Genomic DNA, 17,249 nt, shown 5'->3' with positions numbered 1-17,249 from the left:
GGACACTCGATCGTGTCAATCGGTACGCACGTGAGCGACCACTCAAGGAGTGAAGAGTGGTCCCAGAAGCGAAGAAAAGTTCACGTTTGACCGCCCGTCGACGACCTGCCAAGGGGCCAACCAGTTGATTTTCGCCAATCCGTCGTAGACCACGCCACACCGGGCCTGCAGCGACCCATCGGATTCGTAAATGTCGCGGGCCCGCGAGTCGTCGTCCTGCTCGCGTCTCGCGGCGCGCTCCGCCGCGACCTCGACGGGCACGCGCAGGAGGAGGTGGAGATCGGGCACGGGCAGCCCGAAGCGTTCGATCTCGAGCTCGTGGACCCACCGCACGAACTCGCCGTGCTCGTCCTGGTGCAGCCGCGCGGCGCTGTACGCGGCGCTCGACGCCACGTACCGGTCGAGCAGGACCACGTCGTGCTCCTCGAGGTCCCTGCGGATCTCGTCGGCCGCGCCGCGCCGGTCGAGCGCGTAGAGGACGGCCATGCCGTAGACCGAGTCGCTGAGGTCCCCGAGCCTGCCGTACAGACCGTCGCGGACCAGGTCGGCATGCACGCTCTGGCCGTAGCGCGGGAACGCGTGGCTCGCCACGGTCCTGCCCTGAGCGGTCAGAGTTTCGGTCAGTCCGGTGGCCAGAGTGCGCTTGCCGGCGCCGTCCAGACCTTCGATCACCACGAGCTTTCCCACGCCAGAACCCTAACGGGACCGGTTCCGGGCACTCACACGGCCGCAGTTCGTCCCCCACACGGGCGAAATCCGATCTTTCGATCACCAGAACGAGTGACTACGGTGAACAGTCACACGGCGCGTGTGTGAAGGGTAGGTGCCGCGGTGGCCGCGGATTCCGGGCACGCCGGATCGGTCGGAGAACCGAACGGGCACCCGACCGGGGGTTTGCCGACCCCGCTCGCCGAGACGCTGCGCTACGGGCCTTTCCACCGCGCACTGCGCGAGGCGATCGCCCACCGGGGCCTCTCGCTCGCCAGGCTGCGCGCACATCTCGAGCAACTGGGTGTCCAAGTGGGCCAGTCGACGCTCTCGTACTGGCAACGCGGCCTGCGCCACCCCGAGGTGCCACGCGCCATCAGCACGGTGCGCGCGCTGGAGACCGTGCTGCGCCTGCCGCCATCGTCCCTGTTGGACCTCATCGGCCCGCGCAACGCGAACACCTACGCCCCGCGCCCGGTCGCGACCTGGCCGGAGCCGGCGCCGCTGCTCGCGTCGTTCGAGTCCGTACCGGAGGCCGCGCGGGGCAACGCCGACCTCGAAGTGCTCTCCGTGCACGACACCGTCCAGATAGGCATGCACCGCGAGCAACGCTCCATCACCACACGGCTGGTCGTGCGCGCGGTGCGGCAGGGACCGGACCGGTACCTGGCGATGCACAACGGCGACGACGGCTCGCTGATCGAGAACGCGATGGTCAGAGCGGGTGAGGGCTGCCGGCAGGGGCGTCTGCGCCGGGAAAGCGCTTCCCGGAACCTCGCCGTCGAGATGCTGTTCGACCGGCGGCTCGCGGCGGGCGAGGAGCACGTCTTCAGCTTCACGATCGTCGACGACACCGGCAACGCGACGCCGGGCCACCACCGCACGTTCCGCGACACCTGCGGCTCGTACCTCGTGCAGCTGTCGTTCCACCGGCGCGCGATGCCCGCGCGCTGCATGAAGCAGTTCCTGGCCTCGGCCGACGCGACGCCGGTCGACGTCGACGAACTCGTGTGCGGGCTCGGCGGCGTCGTCAGCGCCTACTTCGGCGACGTCGGGCCGGGCATCGCGGGCATCGCCGTCGAGTGGAGTTAGGCCCGGGGTCCGGGGCGTCCCCGGCGGACACCGCCGGCGACGCGGTCCGCGCTCTTCGCGGACACACCTCGCCTGAGCTGGCGCGAGGAGAGCGAGGGGGCTAGAGACCGGCGCTCCGAAGAGCATTCCGGTTCCGGATTTAGGAGGAAGCCCTCTCATGGCCTCGCGTCGACCACGTTAGCAGCGATCCTGGTCAGTCCGACAGCAGTTTCCCGAGTTCTGACACCGTGGTGACGGTTCCGGTCTCATCCTGCGCCAGTCCAACGCGAATCGCCGGTGCGTCCTCTGTGGACTTCTTGCGGGCGAACAGGTCTCGCAGCCTCGTCACGGTGAAGTACTTGCGCCGCAACGCCGTCGCGGCGATCAGCTTGACGACGTCGCGGTTCTCCTCGACCCGGTTCCCCCACGACGAGCCGCGCAGGTAGAGGTGCAGCCAGGTGCCGGACCAGGTGTCACCCTCGCGCTCGAACATCACCGGCAGCGCGACCTTTCCCTTGCCCCGCATGGAAGAACGCGCGCGAACCGTGCTCGGCTCGAACGGCTTGCCCATCTGGTCGAGGTCACGGCTCATGAACCCGAACATCGACTCGGCGACGTCGTCGAACCCCTCGCCCGAGTACACGTTCACCTGCGGCACGACGTACTTCGCGGTCGACTTGATCCGCTGCACGTCGATGAACTCCGTCGCACCGTTCGAGGCGTCCGTGACGTCACCCGAGTGGACGACGCCGACGTCCTTCAGCTGCGTCCACGACACCTGGCCCTTGTACCGAAAGTTCTCGTCGAGGAGCACGGCGGACAGGTCGTAGTCGGTCCGCTTCGCGTGCTGCCTCCAGTGCACGAAGAACCGCAGCACGTCGCCGTCGAACGAGAGCTTCGACCCGCGCGGGAGCACGCCGAAACCCTCCTCGACCCCGGTGAGCGGCACCACGACGTCGAGCACCTCGTCGTCGACGACGAGTTCGGAGTACTCCGGCAGCCGCCTGACCAGCTCGTCCTCGACCACCGCGACGATCGGGTCGACAGCCTCCGGGGCGAGCGGCTCGCGGTCGTCGTCGGCGATCCACACCCTGCGCGCACGGGTCGCGAAGACTCGGGCCGTGTCCGGCGTCGTGCGGTTCTCCAGGTGCTCCAGCACGGAGACGAGCACGCGGCTCGACACCTCGGGCACCGCAGCCGCGACGTGCGTGGCCAGGTCCTCGGCACCGTTGCGGAGCAACCGGTCGACCTGCCGCAGCAACAGGCCCGGCGCGTTGGCGAGAATCCGGACCGCACGCCCGGTGTCACCCTCCGCGAACGCCATCTCGACCTGCCCTGCGAACGACCGCGCGACCTTCTCCCTGCGCGCCACCGCGAAGACGTCCTGCGCACGGTCGAACGAGTACTCGTGCGGGTGCAACCGCTCGCCGAGCCGCTTCCACGCCTCGCGGTGGGCGTTGACGTCCCCGAGTTTGCTCTCCGCCACCTCGTTCAGCGCACCCAGCAACGCCCTGCGCTCAGGCCGGCGGAACGACCGGAACCGCGTCGGCTCCTTCAGCGTGACGTCTCCCCCGGACGCCTCGGCCGCGAGCCGCAGCACGTCGGTGACGGTGTCGATGTCCCGCAACGGCTTCTGCGCCACCAGCCGGACCGCGTTGATGATCGCGCGGTTCTCCCTGACCGGCACGTCGAACTCGCCGTCGGCCGCCAGCACCGCCAGTTCACCCAGCAACGCCCTGTCGTTCTCCGCCAACGGGATCGGGCTCGTGGCGAACTCCTCGAACAGCCGCTGGACCTCGTCGTCGAGCGTGCCCCCGAGGTGCACGACCGTGACGCGGTCCTTGAGCGACGGGATCAGTTCGTCGTGCGCATCCAGCATTTCCTCGTAGGAGTGCTGGACCCGGCCGTACTTGGGCAGGTCGAGAAGGTTGCCGGTGGGCTCGACGCCCTGCTCCAGCGCGTCGCGCACGCACTCCCACCAGAACGTGAGCGTGCCCGGCACGTTGTGCGGGAACTCCTTGAAGTACGGGTTGTGCTGCCCGCGCGCCCCGATCAGCTCCTTGACCGCCCTGACGACCTCGGCGGCGAACCCCTCGGCGTCAGCGAGTCCGGAGACGTGTTCGAGCAGGTCACGGCTCGCCTTGAAGCCGGAACTGATCAGCGCGGCGTCCAACTGGCGCGCGAGGACGGCACCGTCACCCGGCGCGCCGTCGGAGGTGGGCACGCGCAGGGTCTTCTTGATGATGGTCGTCCGCACCCCGACAGTAAAACCCGCACGTCAACCGAGTTCGATTCCACCCGTTCGGGCACGATGTTGTTCGTTCTCCATCGCCTAACGTCGAATGGCATGAACGGCGATCCCTCCACCCCTTACAGCCGTGACCTGGGCGACGAGTTGCGCCAGGTGCGCGAGCGGTTCACGACCTTCCGCGCGAGGAAGATCGCCAAAACGCTCGGGTGGGACCCCGGCAAGGTCTCCAACATCGAGCACGGCAAGGTGCGGGCCACCGAGATCGACATCATCCAGTACCTGGGGCGCTGCGGGCGGAGCCAAGCGTTCATCACGGACTTCCTGGAGCGGTACCGGTCCGCGTTCAACCTGTACTTCGTGCAGGTGCCGACCAACCTGCGCACGATGGCCATGGCCGAGTCGGTGGCAGACAAGATCACCACCTACGACCTGACGAACATTCCGGGTCTGCTGCAGTCGGAGGAGTACGCGCGAGCGCTGTACGAGGCACGGGGTGTTCTCACGCCGGACCTGATCGAGGCCGCGATTCGGTTCCGGATGGAACGGCAGTCGATCATGCGAGGACACAACCGCCCGGCGTGCACCTTCTTCGTCCACGAGAACGCGCTGCGGCTCAAGGTGGGCAGCGACGAGGTCATGGAAGACCAGCTCATGAGGTTGCTCTTCCACACCCACGCCATCCGGGTCGTGCCTGCGGCGAGCGGTCCGGCGGGTGTGCTCCTGGCCCATTACGTGCTGTGGGAGTACGAGAAGCGCAGCGACGTGGCCTTCACGGAGTCCGACCTCGCGATGGTGTTCGTGCAGGACGACCTGGGCGTCAAGCGCTGCAAGTCGATCTTCGCGCGGCTGGATGCCCTCGCGCTGGATGAGGAACAATCGCGGTCGATGGTGGCGGACCTCGCCAGCCGATCGCGGGAGGACCTCAGTGGCCGGAGACTGTACTTGGCGTAAGAGCAGCTACAGCGGTGGCGATTCCGTCGAAAGCGACTGCGTTGAGGTGGCGTTCACCCGGGCTGTGCGCGTCCGCGACTCGAAGAACACCGCAGGCCCCGAGCTGGGATTCAGCACTGCCGCCTGGCAGAAGTTCGTCGAGGCACTTCACTGTTAGACGACGTGGAAGCGCGAGGGAACGGCCGCCGCCGTGGCAACGCTGGAGATCTGGTACGACCAGAAGCCGGACGACGACCGCGGTCCCCGGTGATCCTGCCATTGTGTTGGCGACACAGGACGAGTTGTCGGCCTTCATCGATCGGGTGAGCGCGGAGTCCGCTGCCCAGCCCTGCCCGTCGCTGATCGAGGTCTCCATCGCCGAGGACCCCTACGGCTTCCCCGCCGTCAACGCCGGTATCGGCGCCGATCGAGGGTACGTCCGGATCAGCGGCGCGGAAGATCTGCGGGTGACACAGGGCGATCCGGACACGACCGGAGAACTGGTCTACGACTTCCAAGGCCACGAAACGCTGATTCCCGCGAACTACGAAGTTCCTCCGGAGATCGTCCGATCGGTGCTGTCGGCCTACCTCGATCACGGTGGGCTGGTTCCCGTCGGCTTCCCGAACCTCGTCGAGGTCAGCTGAGCTCGGTCGCCGCCTGCCATGACAAGCCCTCGGGCCGCGATCCCTCCTTGGCCAGCAGCTCACGCAGTGCCTGCCGGACCAGGTCGAGCGGCACTTCGGAGTCAGCCGGGAACTCGTGCGCCGTACCGAAATACAGGTATCGCACACCGTTCGGGTTGACTCGCTCGCCCTTGCTGAACCACTCGCCGTCGTCACCGGCGTAGCGGACAGCACCGAGTGAAGTGCCCTGATCGACGCCGACCACCAGCTCGTGCTCCGGGTCATCGTCGGCGGTCTCGTCCACGGCGTAGACCGTCGCGGACTGGTAGTCCGGTCCTGCGTTCAGCAGCTCGGCCACAAAGCCGTCGATGTCGTCGTCGGTCCGCATGAGGGTGACATCCCTGCCGTGCCTGTACGAAGCCTCCAAGACGAAGCTCATCCTCGGGCTTCCTTTCCTCGGTAAGTCTGCTTGCCGCCTGGCCAGTGAACAGTCACGGTCTGACCCGGCTTGAGAATCCTCGGCAGCAGGCGGTCGCACGACCACCGACCGGTGTCGCAGGGCGCGTTGTTGACGGCGAGCGTAACGCTCTTCGCAGCCAGCCCGCGGAGCGCGGCGGCGAGCTTCACCTCGACGTGGGATGCCGCCCAAAGCGTGCCGCGAGCAGGGCCGATTCCCAGCTCTGTCAACACAGTGCGGGCCTGCTGCCAGTCATGTTCTCCACTGACGATGTCATGTTCAACACCGTTCTCGTCGACCCAGATCCCCGAGGTCTTGCCGCCTTCTCGAGTCGGCAGCCTGGCCAGCAGCGCGACGTGCCGCGGCGGCGGGGGAAGCAGTGGCGCGCTCGTGTCGCCGCTGTTCTCCAGGCGGTTGGCCACATCTGTCACGCTGGTGTGAATCATGGACAGCTTGCGTTGCAGCTCGTCGATTCCATCCACGACCTGCCTGAACCATCCGAGGACCTGCTCGAACTCGGCGTCGCCGCTTCCTGTCGCGACCTGCTCGATGAGACTGCGGGCCTCCTCGACAGCGTCGAGCGCGTCAGCCAGTTCGGTGAACGGCAGTCGCTCAACGCTGGCCCGCAGCGCTGCGATCACGTCCCCGAGCGTCGCCAAGCGCCCTCCCCCCACCTCGGTTGGGCGGTCAGCTGAGGCCCTCCGGCAGCGGCAGGTCCAGCGCCGTCAGGAACCGCCGCGTCTTGACCTCGACGAACACCGCTTCCTCATCGATGTCCTCGGCCTCGTCCAGCGCGAAGTCCTCGGGGTCCTCGTCCTCGGCGAGGTAGGCGAGCAACTCGGCCTGCTTGGCCGGTACGTCCCCGCCGCCGTGCACCTCGGCCCACCACGCGGCCAACCCCGCCGCCTCGCGCAACGTGTCGGTCGGGTCGGACGCGTTCGGGTTCTCGAAGTAGGTGCGCGGCGTCAGGCCCAGGTAGGCGACGCCCGTGCCCGGTCCGGCCGGGGTGTAGACGACCGAGGTGATGTCGCTGTCGTGGATGTCGATCCACAGCGACGGCTCCGCCAGGGGCGGCAGTTCGCCCTCGGACAACGTCTTCCACTGGCCGTGCTCGTAGGCATAGGTGCCGAAGAATCCCACGACGGACATGAAACAGGGGCCTCCCGCAGCGTGTGCGGGAGGCCCCTGTCAAAGCGCGCTCAGTAGCGGTAGTGCTCCGGCTTGAACGGGCCCTCGACGTCGACGTCGATGTACTCGGCCTGCTCCTTGGTGAGCTTGGTCAGCTCGCCGCCGAGCGCCTCGAGGTGGATGCGCGCGACCTTCTCGTCGAGCACCTTCGGGAGGCGGTAGACCTCGTTGTCGTACTCCTTGAACTTGGTGAACAGCTCGATCTGCGCGATCACCTGGTTGGAGAAGGAGTTCGACATCACGAACGACGGGTGGCCCGTGGCGTTGCCCAGGTTCATCAGGCGGCCCTCGGACAGCACGATGATCGTGCGGCCCGACGGGAAGATCCACTCGTCGACCTGCGGCTTGATGTTGTTCTTGCGGATGCCGGGGTAGCGCTGCAGGCCGGCCATGTCGAGCTCGTTGTCGAAGTGGCCGACGTTGCCCAGGATCGCCTGGTGCTTCATCTGGGCCATGTGCTCGACGGTGACGACGTCCTTGTTGCCGGTCGTCGTGATGACGATGTCGGCGATCGGGAGGACCGTCTCCAGCTTCGCGACCTGGTAGCCGTCCATGGCGGCCTGCAGGGCGCAGATCGGGTCGATCTCGGTGACGATGACGCGGGCGCCCTGGGCGCGCAGCGACTCCGCGGAGCCCTTGCCGACGTCGCCGTAGCCGCAGACGACGGCGACCTTGCCGCCGATCAGGACGTCGGTGCCGCGGTTGAGGCCGTCGACCAGCGAGTGGCGGATGCCGTAGCGGTTGTCGAACTTCGACTTGGTGACGGCGTCGTTGACGTTGATGGCCGGGAAGAGCAGCTCACCGGCGGCGGCCAGCTGGTACAGGCGCATGACGCCCGTCGTGGTCTCCTCGGTGACGCCGCGGATGCCCTCGGCGATGTTCGTCCACTTCTTGCCGTCCTTCTCGAGGGACGCGCGCAGCGTGTCGAGGACGATCTTCCACTCTTCCGAGTCGTTCTCGTCGGCCTGCGGGACGACACCGGCCGCCTCGTACTGGACGCCCTTGTGGACGAGCAGGGTGGCGTCGCCACCGTCGTCCAGGATCATGTTCGGGCCCTTGCCGTCCGGCCAGGTGAGCATCTGCTCGGCCGTCCACCAGTACTCCGGCAGGGTCTCGCCCTTCCACGCGAAGCAGGCGACGCCCTTGGGCTCCTCCTCCGTGCCGTGGGGGCCGACGACGACGGCCGCGGCCGCGTGGTCCTGCGTCGAGAAGATGTTGCAGGAGGCCCAGCGCACCTCCGCGCCCAGGTCGACCAGGGTCTCGATGAGAACGGCCGTCTGGATCGTCATGTGCAGCGAGCCGGAGATGCGGGCGCCCTTGAGCGGGTACACCCCGGAGTACTCGCGGCGGAACGCCATGAGGCCGGGCATCTCGTGCTCGGCCAGACGGATCTCCTTGCGACCGAACTCGTGGAGCGACAGGTCGGCCACTGCGAAGTCGATGCCGTTGCGGGTCTGCAACCGGTCCGCGGTCATTGCGAAGTCCTCCAAGGCACTTCAGAGAGGGTGTCGTCCGACCATACCGCCCTCTGATGCACCACTATGGCCCCCACGTCGGGTGAGGGAGGTCTCGGGTGTTGATTGCCGGCCCGGACACACGTGTCGTCGAGCTGCGCGTGCACGGCGTCCAAGGAACGACGCCGCAGACGCTCGTCGACGCCGTTGCGGCCGTGGACGTTGCGGGGGACGGACTCGGGCGCATCGTGCGTCCCGCGGACAGACTCCGCAGGCCCGCCCCCGGACCAGTGTTGCAGACCGAGGGCCGTCCCATCCCCCGCACGGTCGAGGGGTACCTGTGGGGCGGGATGACGTCCGGAGGTGTGGCGAAGGCCACGTGGGCGCTGCTCTTCCCGTTCAGCATCGCGAACGTCGCGCACTGGATGCTGCCGCCCGTTCCGGAGCGCAACCTGCCCGCCCACCTGCTCGGCATCGGCCTGCGGTCGCTGCTGCGGGTGTTCGCGCTGCTGTTGACGGCGCTGCTGGTCGCGCAGATCTCGGTGGTCAGCCTGGACCTGCTCGCCGCGCAGTGCCTGCGTCCCGGTACCGCCTGCTTGACCAGCATTCCGGCCGACGTGCGCACCTTCCCCTGGTTCCGGACGTTCCTGGGGCTGCTGCCGATCCTCGTGGTGGTCGGGGTGATGCGGCGCATCTCGCACGTCGAGTGGCGGATCGAGCGCCGGGAGATCGCGGAGGCCGAGGAGCAGGAGAAGCAGCCCGCCTCCGGACTGCCCGGCGCGCACGTGGCGACGGACCCGGACACGCCGGCGCTGCGGTCGTTGCACGTCGTGGCGGCGCTCGCGATGACGGCGCTGATCGCGCTCGGCGGGCCGTTGAAGCAGCTCACGGCCACCGGCGGCATGGGGGTCGCGATCGGCGTGGCGTGGACCGCGTCCCTCGTCCTGCTCGGTGTGTCCGTGCTCGGCGTGCTGCTGCTGGACGATCCCACGGGCGGTGCGCCTCATCGTGGCGGACGGTGGTTGCGCGCGGCTTTGGGCCGTAAGCCACGGCGAGTGTTGTTGGTGCTCTCGGTTCTTCTCGTGCTCACGACGCTGGGGCTGCAGGAGCAGCTGCCGTTGCGGGTGCCCGGCGCGGACGTGTCGGTGCAGGTCGTGGCGTTGCTGATGGCGTTCGTGCTGGTGCTGTTCGGGCTGATGCTGGTCCCCGCCGCGTTGCTGGCACGCGGGTCGTGGAAGGCACTGCCACGGGAGCTGCGGCCGTGGGCGGGTGGCTGGTTCGCGGCGCCGGTGCTGGCGATCGCCGGGCTGCTCGGCGGCGGGTTCGGTGCCGGGGTGGCGTTGCCGGTGCGCAAGGCGCTGGGATCGGGGCTCCAGCTGCCGGTCGGCTACAACTACATCACCCTGTTGTGGGGTGTGGCGGGTGTGCTGGCGCTGCTCAGCACGCTTGCGGTGGCATCGTTCACCGGTGCCGTGCGGTGGCGGGCGTTCCGCAAGGGCAAGGTGTGGGCGCGTGAGGCGTCGTTGCTGCACTCCGGACGGATGCGCGACCTGCGCACCGCGACGCGTGCGTGGTGGTGGGCGCGCTGGGAACGCAACCACGGCCATCGCATGATCATGATCGTCGCCGTCGTGCTGGTGCTCGGTGCCGTGCTGGCTTCTGTGCTCCGCGTGCAGAACGTGCCGCTGGCGTCGTGGACGGCGCCGTTCTCGGCCTTCGGCGTGTTCGTGCTGGGTTTGCTGGCCGTGTCACTGCTTCGGGCCGTGTACCTGGCGGCGCGGCAGCCGGAGTCCGGGCGGCGGCTGGGGATCATCGCGGACATCGCCCAGTTCTGGCCGCGGGAAGCTCACCCGATCGTGCCACCCTGCTACGCGCTGAAGGTCGTGCCGGAGCTCGTCGCGCGGGTCGAGGACCACCTGCGCGACCCCGGCACGCGGGTCGTCCTCTGTGGACACTCGCAGGGATCTTTGCTGGTCGCCGTGGCCGCCGCCCGGTTGCTGGAGGACCTGCCCGAGCACGACCGCGAACGGATCGGGCTGGTCACGGCCGGGTCGCAGCTGCAGTGGGCGTACCCGCGGGCGTTCCCGGCGGTGGTGCCGCACGCGTCGCTGGCCCGGCTCTCCGGTGGGCTCGACGGGCGCTGGCGCGCGTTGTGCCGGGGCACGGACCCGTTGGGCGGCGCGGTGATGACGTGGCGGCGGCAGGTGTTCGACGGGATGTTGCTCGGCGTCGGCTACCGCGAGGACGGCTCGGAGGGCGCGCTCGCACCGGCGTTGCGCGGGCCGACGGGCGCGTTGGTGCTGGGTGGCGACCACTGGCTGCCGGACCCGCAGCGGGGGCCGTTCCCCGGACGGCGGTGGCGGTCGGGGGTGTCGGGGCACGCGGACTACACGTCGGACCCGGAGTGGGACAGGGCCGTGGCGATCGCGGCCGGGTTGCTGCAGGTGGACGCGCCGGAGTCGCCGGCGCTGCCGTTCGCGCGCAAGTTCTAGCGGCGGCCGGTCTCCCGCTCCCACAACGACTCCGCGAGCTGCGCGACCGCCTTGTCCCGGTGCCTCCGGTAGGTGTTGAACGACAGGTGCAGCGAGGCCGCGACGCGTTCCTGGGCGCCGGCCGGGTGCAGGAACGTCCGGTCGATCAACGTGGTGAGGTCGGGCTTCAGCGCGGCGGCGGCGTCGGTGAGCAGTTCCCGCAGGGCCTCGGTGGGCTCGCTTGCGGCCCGCCGGACCATCCGGGACCCCAGCAGCGGGTTCTCCCGGAGGAGTTCCGGCGCGTGCAGGGTGCGCAGGGCGTCGCGGACGGCCTGCGTGAACTCCGGTTCGGACAGCGGCACCTCGTCGAGCACCGGCCGGCCGGTCTGGTGGGCGTGCAGCCGCTCCGCGTACTCCGCGACCCCGGACCGGCGCCAGTCGTGTGCGAACACAGGGAACCGCGCCTCGCCGACGTCGTAGGTGCAGACCGCCCGGAACCCGAGGGACTCCATGGCGGGCGCCCACAGTTCGTCGTCGCCGAACGCCCCCACGAAGCTCCACGCCGTGTCGTCGCCGATCAGGACGATCTCCAGCATCTGCCAGGCGACGAACAGCGTCAGCGACGGGGACGGGCGCTGCCCGTGGTCGCGGTCGAGGAAGAAGCGCCAGGCGCGCACCCGGTCGCCGGCACGCGGCGGCCCGTTCCTCGTGGCGTGCTCCCACATCGCGTCGGTGCCGGGGTCCACGCTCAGGTCGGCCTCTGCCAGGTCCAGGTAGGCGCCGAACCCCCGCGGTTCGCCGGACTCGGTGCGGAACACGCGGAAGTCCTCTGGCCGTCGCCTCATCCAGTGCGCCACCAGCCCGGCCTGCTCAGGCCCCTGCCAGCGCTCGGTCATGGCGACGATCGCCGCACGGTCGGCATCGCGCAGGCCGTCGGCGTACGCGCGCATCGTCGGCGGCAGCGACGCCAGCGCGGGGAACGGGGACCGGGCGCCGTTCAGCGCGACGGTCCGCACCATCAGGTCGAGCTGTTCCCGTTCCGCCGCCGTGGCCCGGACCTGGGCCTGGAACACGTCGAGCTTGCGGCGGTACAGGTCGGCGTACCGGCCGGGGTCGCGCCAGCGCAGGTCGGCGACCAGCGCGTCGCGGACCACGTCGTGCGGGTGCAGTCCGTACGGGGACTCGTCGACGAACACCTGCGCCCGCAGCCACGCGAACACGTCGTCGGCGTCGTCGCCGGTCATCGACCGCAGCAGTTCCTCGGTCGTGACGAGCAGCAGCGCGCACACCTCCAGTGCCGTGCGGTGGCGGGCGCTCGGGACCTCACCGATCAGGTGCGTCAGCAACGCCCCCAGGTCGGGCAGGTCCGCGAGGGTGTGCGGCGTGATCCCGCGGCGCACGGCGTCGACCATCATCGACAGCGTGAGGGGGTGACCGCTGCTGCCCTTCAGCAACCGGTCGTGCGCCTCCGCGGGAACGTCCTGGGCGTTCAGGTAGGCGCGTCCGTCCTGTTCGGACAGGTTGCCGAGCGCGAGAACCCGCATCACCGCCCGCCACGCCGGGTCGGCCCGCCACCGCGGTCCCGGGCCCCGGCGACCGGCGATCACCACCAGGCACGACTCCGGGAGCGACGGCAGGTACTGCTCGCGGACCCAGTCGTCGACCGGTTCGAGCAGTTCGTACGTGTCGAGGAACAGGACCGCCGGCGCGTCCTCGGCGGGGACGGGCAACGCCTCCCGCCCGAGTGTCAGGTGGCGCGCGTCGACCCGGACCGGGTCAAGACCCTTCTCGGCGGCGATGCCGGCGAACACGTCGAGCAACGCGCTCTTGCCCACCCCGCCCGGTCCGTGCACGAAGAGCACTCCGGTGCCGCCCAGGGCCTCCCGGAACACCGCGACCTCCTCGTCGCGACCCGTGAAAGACCACCGCCGCAGCTCGCGCAAGGTGTGTCCGAGTGAGGGCATGCACCCGACAGTAACCAAATCCTGCCCAGCGGATCGGGCACCGGATGGGCACCCGCACGGGCTGTCGGTGGTGCGGCGGGACGGTGACGATCTTGGTGGAACACCCCACCCCTGGAGGACGTCATCATGGACCAGAGCCCTGCCGAGTTCCCGAGCAACTGGGGGCGCTGGGGCGACGCGGACCAGCTCGGCACCGTCAACCTGATCACCGCGGAGGCCCGCGCCCGCGGTGCCGCCGAGGTGCGCACGGGACTGTCGGTCTCGCTGGCCCGCAAGACCCCGACCCTGCCGCTGATGGGCGGGCCGATGGCCGCGCTGCGGGCGAACACCACGGCCGTGCAGACGATCATGTCGTTCACCGGCGCCTCGCCGATCGCGATGGCCGAGCTGATGCTCGTGACGACGCACCACCCCGAGGTCACGCACCTGGACGCGTTGTCGCACATGGTCGTGGACGGGCAGGTCTACCCCGGGATCGCGCAGGCCGCGAGCTCCGGGCCCACGGGTGTCGTCCACGGCGCCGCGGACGTGTTCGCCGGCGGGATCGTGACCAGGGGCGTGCTGCTCGACCTGGCGCCCGGCGGCATGCTGCCCGACGGGCACGCGGTCACCGCGGACGACCTGGACGCCGCGGCGAAGCGCGTGGACGTGGTGGTCGAGTCCGGTGACGCCCTGGTCGTGCGGGCCGGTTGGGACCGGGTGCGCGACGACGGCCGGCCGCTGCCGGGGATGACCTCGGGCGCGGTCCGGTGGATGCACGACCACGGGATCTCCCTCTACGCCGGGGACATCGGCGACGCGTCGCCGCCGGTCGAGGACGACGTCCCCGGTGCGCTGCACCGGCTGGGGCTCCTGCGCCTCGGCCTCCTGCTCGTCGACGGAGCGCAGGCCGAGGAGCTCGCCGCGGTCTGCGCGGAGCAGGGCCGGCACACGTTCCTGTTCGTGGCGGCGGTCCCCCGCATCCTCGGCACCACGGGTCTGCCCGTGAATCCGCTGGCCGTCTTCTGATCCGGCTCCTACTGTCCCGGTCATGCTGACCGGTGATCTCGTCCGCCTGCGTCCCGTCGAGCCGGAGGACGCCGACTCCCTGCACCGCTGGCACAACGACGACGAGGTGATGCGGTGGCTGCAGAGCTACTTCCACACGTCGCTGGCCGGGACCCGCAAGCGCATCGGCGACCGCCAGGAGAACACCTACGAGAAGGTCACCCTCTGCATCGAGACGCTGGAGGGCAAGCTGATCGGGATCGTCGCGCTGCGCGACGCCGACCCGATCAACGCGCGCGCCGAGGTCGACATCTACATCGGCGAGAAGGACCACTGGGGCGGCGGGTACGGCACCGACGCGTTGCGCACGATGTGCCGGTACGGGTTCGACACGATGCGGCTGCACTCGATCCAACTCGGTGTGGTGGAAGCGAACGAGCGCGCGATCAAGTCCTACCAGAAGGTCGGCTTCCAGGTCGACGGGCGGTACCGGCAGTCGTTCTTCCGCGACGGCGAGTGGTACGACTCGTTGCTGATGTGCGTGCTGAAGGACGAGCTCACCTGAGCGCGGGTGCGAGGTGGCCGATCGCCTCGCGCAGGTGGTCCTCGACCGACGCCGTCGAGACCACGACCAGTCCGGACGGGCGGTGGTTCACCCACCGCTCGACGGCCAGCCGTGCCGCCGCGCTCACCGCGGCGGCCAGCACTTCGGCGGCTTCGCGGGACTTGCCGAGCCTTTCCGCGATCACGTCGGCGATCGGCGGTTCGATCGAGGCGACCGAGTCCAGGTAGGCCTGGCGCAGCGCCGGGGCCGAGGTGATCAGCGCGAGCGCCTCGGTCGGCGGTTCGCGGTACTGCTCGGTGAACGCCGCGATGATCGAGTCGACCAGCTCTTCGCCGGATGGCCTGTCCCGCAACGCTTCGGCGACCTTCAGCGCCCTGGACGCCGTGATGCCGGCGACGATCGCGTGCTCGCGGCTCGGGAAGTAGTTGTTGTAGGTGCGCGGTGAGACGTTCGCCGCCTCGGCGATCTCGTCGACCCTCACCTCGTCCACGCCCTTCTCCAGGGCGAGCCCCAGCGCGGCGGCGGCCAGTGCCGCTCGGGTCTCGGCCTTCTTGCGCTCACGCAGTCCCACGCCGCTCACTCTAGAGACCTGTTGCGACACGATCACTACCGATTGACTTTCGATAGATCACTACCGATACTCGATGCATGATTGCTGAACGTTGGGCCGTGACGGCTCTGCGGGTGTTCCTGGTGGCACTGTTCGCCGTCCTCGTCATGCTGGAGACGCTCTCCCTGCCCGGCCAGTACGCGTACATGGCGCAGCAGAACCCGGAGGAGGCCTACCTGCGGTGGCCCTCGACGATCGTGTCGGCGTTCTGGGTGGTGTGCGTGCAGGTGGTGATCGTGGCCACCTGGAAGCTGCTCACGTTGGTGCGCAAGGATCTGATCTTCACCGAGGCTTCGATCAAGTGGGTGAACGTGATGGTCTGGGCGATAGCCGCGGCGTGGGTCGTGCTCATCGGGGTGTTCCTCTGGGTCGGGTTCAACGCCGACGACCCCGGCGTGATCGTGCTGTTCTTCCTGTTCACCTCGGCCGTCAGCGTGATCGGGCTCGTGATGGTCGTGATGCGGGCGCTGCTCAAGCGCGCCACGGAACTCCGCTCCGACATGGAAGCGGTGATCTGATGGCGATCGTCGTGCGCATCGACGTCGAACTGGCCAAGCGCAAGATGAGCGTCGGCGAGTTCGCGGAGAAGGTGGGGCTGACGCCCGCGAACGTCGCGGTGCTGAAGAACGGCCGCGCGAAGGCCGTCCGGTTCAGCACGCTCGAAGCCATGTGCCGGGTGCTGGAGTGCCAGCCCGGCGACCTCCTCGAATTCGTCGAGGACGAGGAGTCAGCCTAGGTTCTTCGCCAGTCGGTCGGCGGCTTCGAGCCGCCCCGACTCGGCGAGCAACCCCACCGGTGCCAGCACGTAGTCTCGGTCGACGGTGATCTCCGCCGTCCTGAGCACCGGTCGCAGCACGGGGTCGGTGCGCAGCGCCTCGACGATCGGCCCGATGTCCGGCGTGTGCCGGAAGACCCCGCCGGACAGCACCAGCAGCCCCGCGCCGTGCGGGCCGAGCTGGCCGTCGACCTGCCGCAGGTGCCTGCGGACCGCCAGGATCGCCGCGAACGACGCCAGCTTCACGTCTACGGCCGGATCGTCCGCGAGCCAGTCGACGTTCTCGGCGCGGAACTCGGCCTCTGCCGTCAGGTCCTCGGTCGTGAGGCGTTCCGCGTGAGCCTCCTTCACCACTCCCGGCGCGGACCAGCGCATGCCCAGGTCACCCTCGACGGTGCGGCGGTCCGGCGGCAGCGCGACCGTCCTCTCCAGACCTTCGCTGTCCACGGCCGACACCGCCGAGTACACGTCCGTGGTCGCGCCGCCGACGTCCACGACGAGCACCGCGCCTTCACGGTCCTGGTGTGCGAGCCGGGACACGCCCGCCAGCACGGCGTCCGGCGTGACGGCCCTGACCAGCTGCCGGAACCGCGGCCCCTTCGACAGCCCCTTGCCGCCGATCACGTGCTGGAGGAACGCCTCGCGTATCGCCCTGCGCGCCGGTTCCGGGGCGAGCCGGCCGACGTCCGGCAGCACGTTCGGGCAGGCCACCACGGTCCGCTTCGCCAGCAGCCGCAACGCTTCCGGCTGGGCCTCGACGTTGCCCGCCAGCACGATCGGCACGGCGACGCGGGCGAGCTTCGCCGCGTTGTGCAGCAGCACCTTCTGGTCGCCGCCGTCCGTGCCGCCGACCAGCAGGACCAGGTCCGGGGTGGCCGCGCGGAGCGCCTTGACGTCGACCGGGCCCGCGCTGACGTGCACGATCTTGGCACCGGCACTCAGTGCGACCCGGTAGCCCGCCTCGGCGCTGACGACTCGTTCCTGGCCGACGACCGCGAGCCTCAGCCCACCGCCGGCGGACGAGCACGCGAGGATCTCGCCGTCGCCGACCTCGGTACGCAGGGCGTCGACGCCCTCGAGGACCTCCGGCGGCGTGGTCGGGTGCTGCCCGGTCCGGACCAGCTCGCCCTCGGGGGTGACGAGAGCGGCCTTGGTCCAGGTGGAACCGACGTCGAGACACAGGATCACCGGG

At 69.5% G+C, this 17,249-nt stretch carries 18 protein-coding genes; 9 read left to right on the top strand and 9 right to left on the bottom strand.

The genetic code is table 11. The annotated features are described in order from the left end of the window. Positions 1-42: 42 nt before the first annotated feature. Positions 43-687 carry a dTMP kinase gene (locus ND450_RS37435; RefSeq protein WP_253322870.1) on the bottom strand — a complete coding sequence of 215 codons (645 nt, stop codon included), beginning with the start codon at positions 685-687 and terminating at the stop codon, positions 43-45. A gap of 144 nt (positions 688-831) precedes the next feature. Here ND450_RS37435 and ND450_RS37430 point away from each other — a divergent pair, with 144 nt between their 5' ends. Beyond that, positions 832-1,800: a helix-turn-helix domain-containing protein gene (locus ND450_RS37430; RefSeq protein WP_253322869.1), complete on the top strand. Its 969-nt coding sequence runs from the start codon at positions 832-834 to the stop codon at positions 1,798-1,800. 193 nt (positions 1,801-1,993) lie between these two features. On the opposite strand, the gene ND450_RS37425 is transcribed toward ND450_RS37430, so the two are convergent. Continuing rightward, a complete protein-coding gene (locus ND450_RS37425) occupies positions 1,994-4,036 on the bottom strand; it encodes a TerD family protein (protein ID WP_253322868.1) in 2,043 nt (680 codons plus the stop codon). 90 nt (positions 4,037-4,126) lie between these two features. Here ND450_RS37425 and ND450_RS37420 point away from each other — a divergent pair, with 90 nt between their 5' ends. From ND450_RS37420 to ND450_RS37410, 3 genes are all read left to right on the top strand, one after another. Beyond that, positions 4,127-4,981 carry a DUF5753 domain-containing protein gene (locus ND450_RS37420; RefSeq protein ID WP_253322867.1) on the top strand — a complete coding sequence of 285 codons (855 nt, stop codon included), beginning with the start codon at positions 4,127-4,129 and terminating at the stop codon, positions 4,979-4,981. Beyond that, positions 4,881-5,138 (top strand): DUF397 domain-containing protein, encoded by a 258-nt coding sequence (locus ND450_RS37415; RefSeq protein WP_371927513.1) that lies wholly within the window; start codon positions 4,881-4,883, stop codon positions 5,136-5,138. Before ND450_RS37420 ends, ND450_RS37415 begins: the two co-directional genes overlap by 101 nt. Positions 5,139-5,241: 103 nt before the next feature. After that, positions 5,242-5,607: an Imm1 family immunity protein gene (locus ND450_RS37410; RefSeq protein WP_253322865.1), complete on the top strand. Its 366-nt coding sequence runs from the start codon at positions 5,242-5,244 to the stop codon at positions 5,605-5,607. On the opposite strand, the gene ND450_RS37405 is transcribed toward ND450_RS37410, so the two are convergent. The 4 genes from ND450_RS37405 to ahcY are packed head-to-tail and all read right to left on the bottom strand — an operon-like array spanning position 5,600 to position 8,706. Further along, positions 5,600-5,974: an Imm1 family immunity protein gene (locus ND450_RS37405; RefSeq protein WP_253322864.1), complete on the bottom strand. Its 375-nt coding sequence runs from the start codon at positions 5,972-5,974 to the stop codon at positions 5,600-5,602. The two genes, ND450_RS37410 and ND450_RS37405, sit on opposite strands and share 8 nt — an antisense overlap. A 47-nt stretch (positions 5,975-6,021) precedes the next feature. Further along, on the bottom strand, positions 6,022-6,684 hold the full coding sequence (locus ND450_RS37400) for a DddA-like double-stranded DNA deaminase toxin (RefSeq protein ID WP_253322863.1): 663 nt from the start codon (positions 6,682-6,684) through the stop codon (positions 6,022-6,024). 46 nt (positions 6,685-6,730) lie between these two features. Next, entirely contained in the window at positions 6,731-7,192 is a 462-nt protein-coding gene (locus ND450_RS37395; protein ID WP_253322862.1) for a hypothetical protein, read from the bottom strand. 50 nt (positions 7,193-7,242) lie between these two features. Then, positions 7,243-8,706 (bottom strand): adenosylhomocysteinase, encoded by a 1,464-nt coding sequence (ahcY, locus tag ND450_RS37390; RefSeq protein WP_253322861.1) that lies wholly within the window; start codon positions 8,704-8,706, stop codon positions 7,243-7,245. 98 nt (positions 8,707-8,804) lie between these two features. Here ahcY and ND450_RS37385 point away from each other — a divergent pair, with 98 nt between their 5' ends. Beyond that, entirely contained in the window at positions 8,805-11,177 is a 2,373-nt protein-coding gene (locus ND450_RS37385) for a hypothetical protein (protein ID WP_253322860.1), read from the top strand. Here the strand turns inward: ND450_RS37385 and ND450_RS37380 are convergent. Beyond that, entirely contained in the window at positions 11,174-13,120 is a 1,947-nt protein-coding gene (locus ND450_RS37380) for an ATP-binding protein (protein ID WP_253322859.1), read from the bottom strand. The genes ND450_RS37385 and ND450_RS37380 overlap by 4 nt on opposite strands. A 126-nt stretch (positions 13,121-13,246) precedes the next feature. Here ND450_RS37380 and ND450_RS37375 point away from each other — a divergent pair, with 126 nt between their 5' ends. Both ND450_RS37375 and ND450_RS37370 read left to right on the top strand, forming a co-directional pair. Continuing rightward, the gene (locus ND450_RS37375) at positions 13,247-14,128 is read left to right on the top strand and encodes a cyclase family protein (protein WP_253322858.1); all 882 of its coding nucleotides are present in this window, start codon (positions 13,247-13,249) and stop codon (positions 14,126-14,128) included. A 22-nt stretch (positions 14,129-14,150) separates the two neighbouring features. After that, positions 14,151-14,672, top strand: a complete 522-nt coding sequence (locus tag ND450_RS37370) for a GNAT family N-acetyltransferase (protein WP_253322857.1) — start codon at positions 14,151-14,153, stop codon at positions 14,670-14,672. Here ND450_RS37370 and ND450_RS37365 read toward each other — a convergent pair. After that, positions 14,665-15,243 carry a TetR/AcrR family transcriptional regulator gene (locus ND450_RS37365; RefSeq protein WP_253322856.1) on the bottom strand — a complete coding sequence of 193 codons (579 nt, stop codon included), beginning with the start codon at positions 15,241-15,243 and terminating at the stop codon, positions 14,665-14,667. The genes ND450_RS37370 and ND450_RS37365 overlap by 8 nt on opposite strands. Positions 15,244-15,320: 77 nt before the next feature. Between ND450_RS37365 and ND450_RS37360 the strand changes: the two genes are divergently transcribed. Together ND450_RS37360 and ND450_RS37355 are read left to right on the top strand one after the other, a co-directional pair. After that, positions 15,321-15,800: a DUF2975 domain-containing protein gene (locus tag ND450_RS37360; RefSeq protein WP_253322855.1), complete on the top strand. Its 480-nt coding sequence runs from the start codon at positions 15,321-15,323 to the stop codon at positions 15,798-15,800. Further along, on the top strand, positions 15,800-16,018 hold the full coding sequence (locus ND450_RS37355; RefSeq protein WP_089914565.1) for a helix-turn-helix transcriptional regulator: 219 nt from the start codon (positions 15,800-15,802) through the stop codon (positions 16,016-16,018). The genes ND450_RS37360 and ND450_RS37355 overlap by 1 nt, the downstream gene beginning before the upstream one ends. Here ND450_RS37355 and ND450_RS37350 read toward each other — a convergent pair. Next, a complete protein-coding gene (locus tag ND450_RS37350; RefSeq protein WP_253322854.1) occupies positions 16,010-17,245 on the bottom strand; it encodes a glutamate mutase L in 1,236 nt (411 codons plus the stop codon). The genes ND450_RS37355 and ND450_RS37350 overlap by 9 nt on opposite strands. Between the last annotated feature and the right edge of the window lie 4 nt (positions 17,246-17,249).

This window comes from Lentzea sp. HUAS12, from assembly GCF_024125735.1.
Taxonomy (GTDB): domain Bacteria; phylum Actinomycetota; class Actinomycetes; order Mycobacteriales; family Pseudonocardiaceae; genus Lentzea; species Lentzea albida.
This window is presented reverse-complemented; position numbering and strand designations above follow the sequence as displayed.

Coding starts and splice junctions, on each gene's coding strand:
- ND450_RS37380 (WP_253322859.1), bottom strand. CDS start 13,120: ATGCCCTCACTCGGACACACCTTGCGCGAGCTGCGGCGGTGGTCTTTC.
- ND450_RS37360 (WP_253322855.1), top strand. CDS start 15,321: ATGATTGCTGAACGTTGGGCCGTGACGGCTCTGCGGGTGTTCCTGGTG.
- ahcY (WP_253322861.1), bottom strand. CDS start 8,706: ATGACCGCGGACCGGTTGCAGACCCGCAACGGCATCGACTTCGCAGTG.
- ND450_RS37420 (WP_253322867.1), top strand. CDS start 4,127: ATGAACGGCGATCCCTCCACCCCTTACAGCCGTGACCTGGGCGACGAG.
- ND450_RS37405 (WP_253322864.1), bottom strand. CDS start 5,974: ATGCGGACCGACGACGACATCGACGGCTTTGTGGCCGAGCTGCTGAAC.
- ND450_RS37415 (WP_371927513.1), top strand. CDS start 4,881: ATGCCCTCGCGCTGGATGAGGAACAATCGCGGTCGATGGTGGCGGACC.
- ND450_RS37395 (WP_253322862.1), bottom strand. CDS start 7,192: ATGTCCGTCGTGGGATTCTTCGGCACCTATGCCTACGAGCACGGCCAG.
- ND450_RS37370 (WP_253322857.1), top strand. CDS start 14,151: ATGCTGACCGGTGATCTCGTCCGCCTGCGTCCCGTCGAGCCGGAGGAC.
- ND450_RS37375 (WP_253322858.1), top strand. CDS start 13,247: ATGGACCAGAGCCCTGCCGAGTTCCCGAGCAACTGGGGGCGCTGGGGC.
- ND450_RS37355 (WP_089914565.1), top strand. CDS start 15,800: ATGGCGATCGTCGTGCGCATCGACGTCGAACTGGCCAAGCGCAAGATG.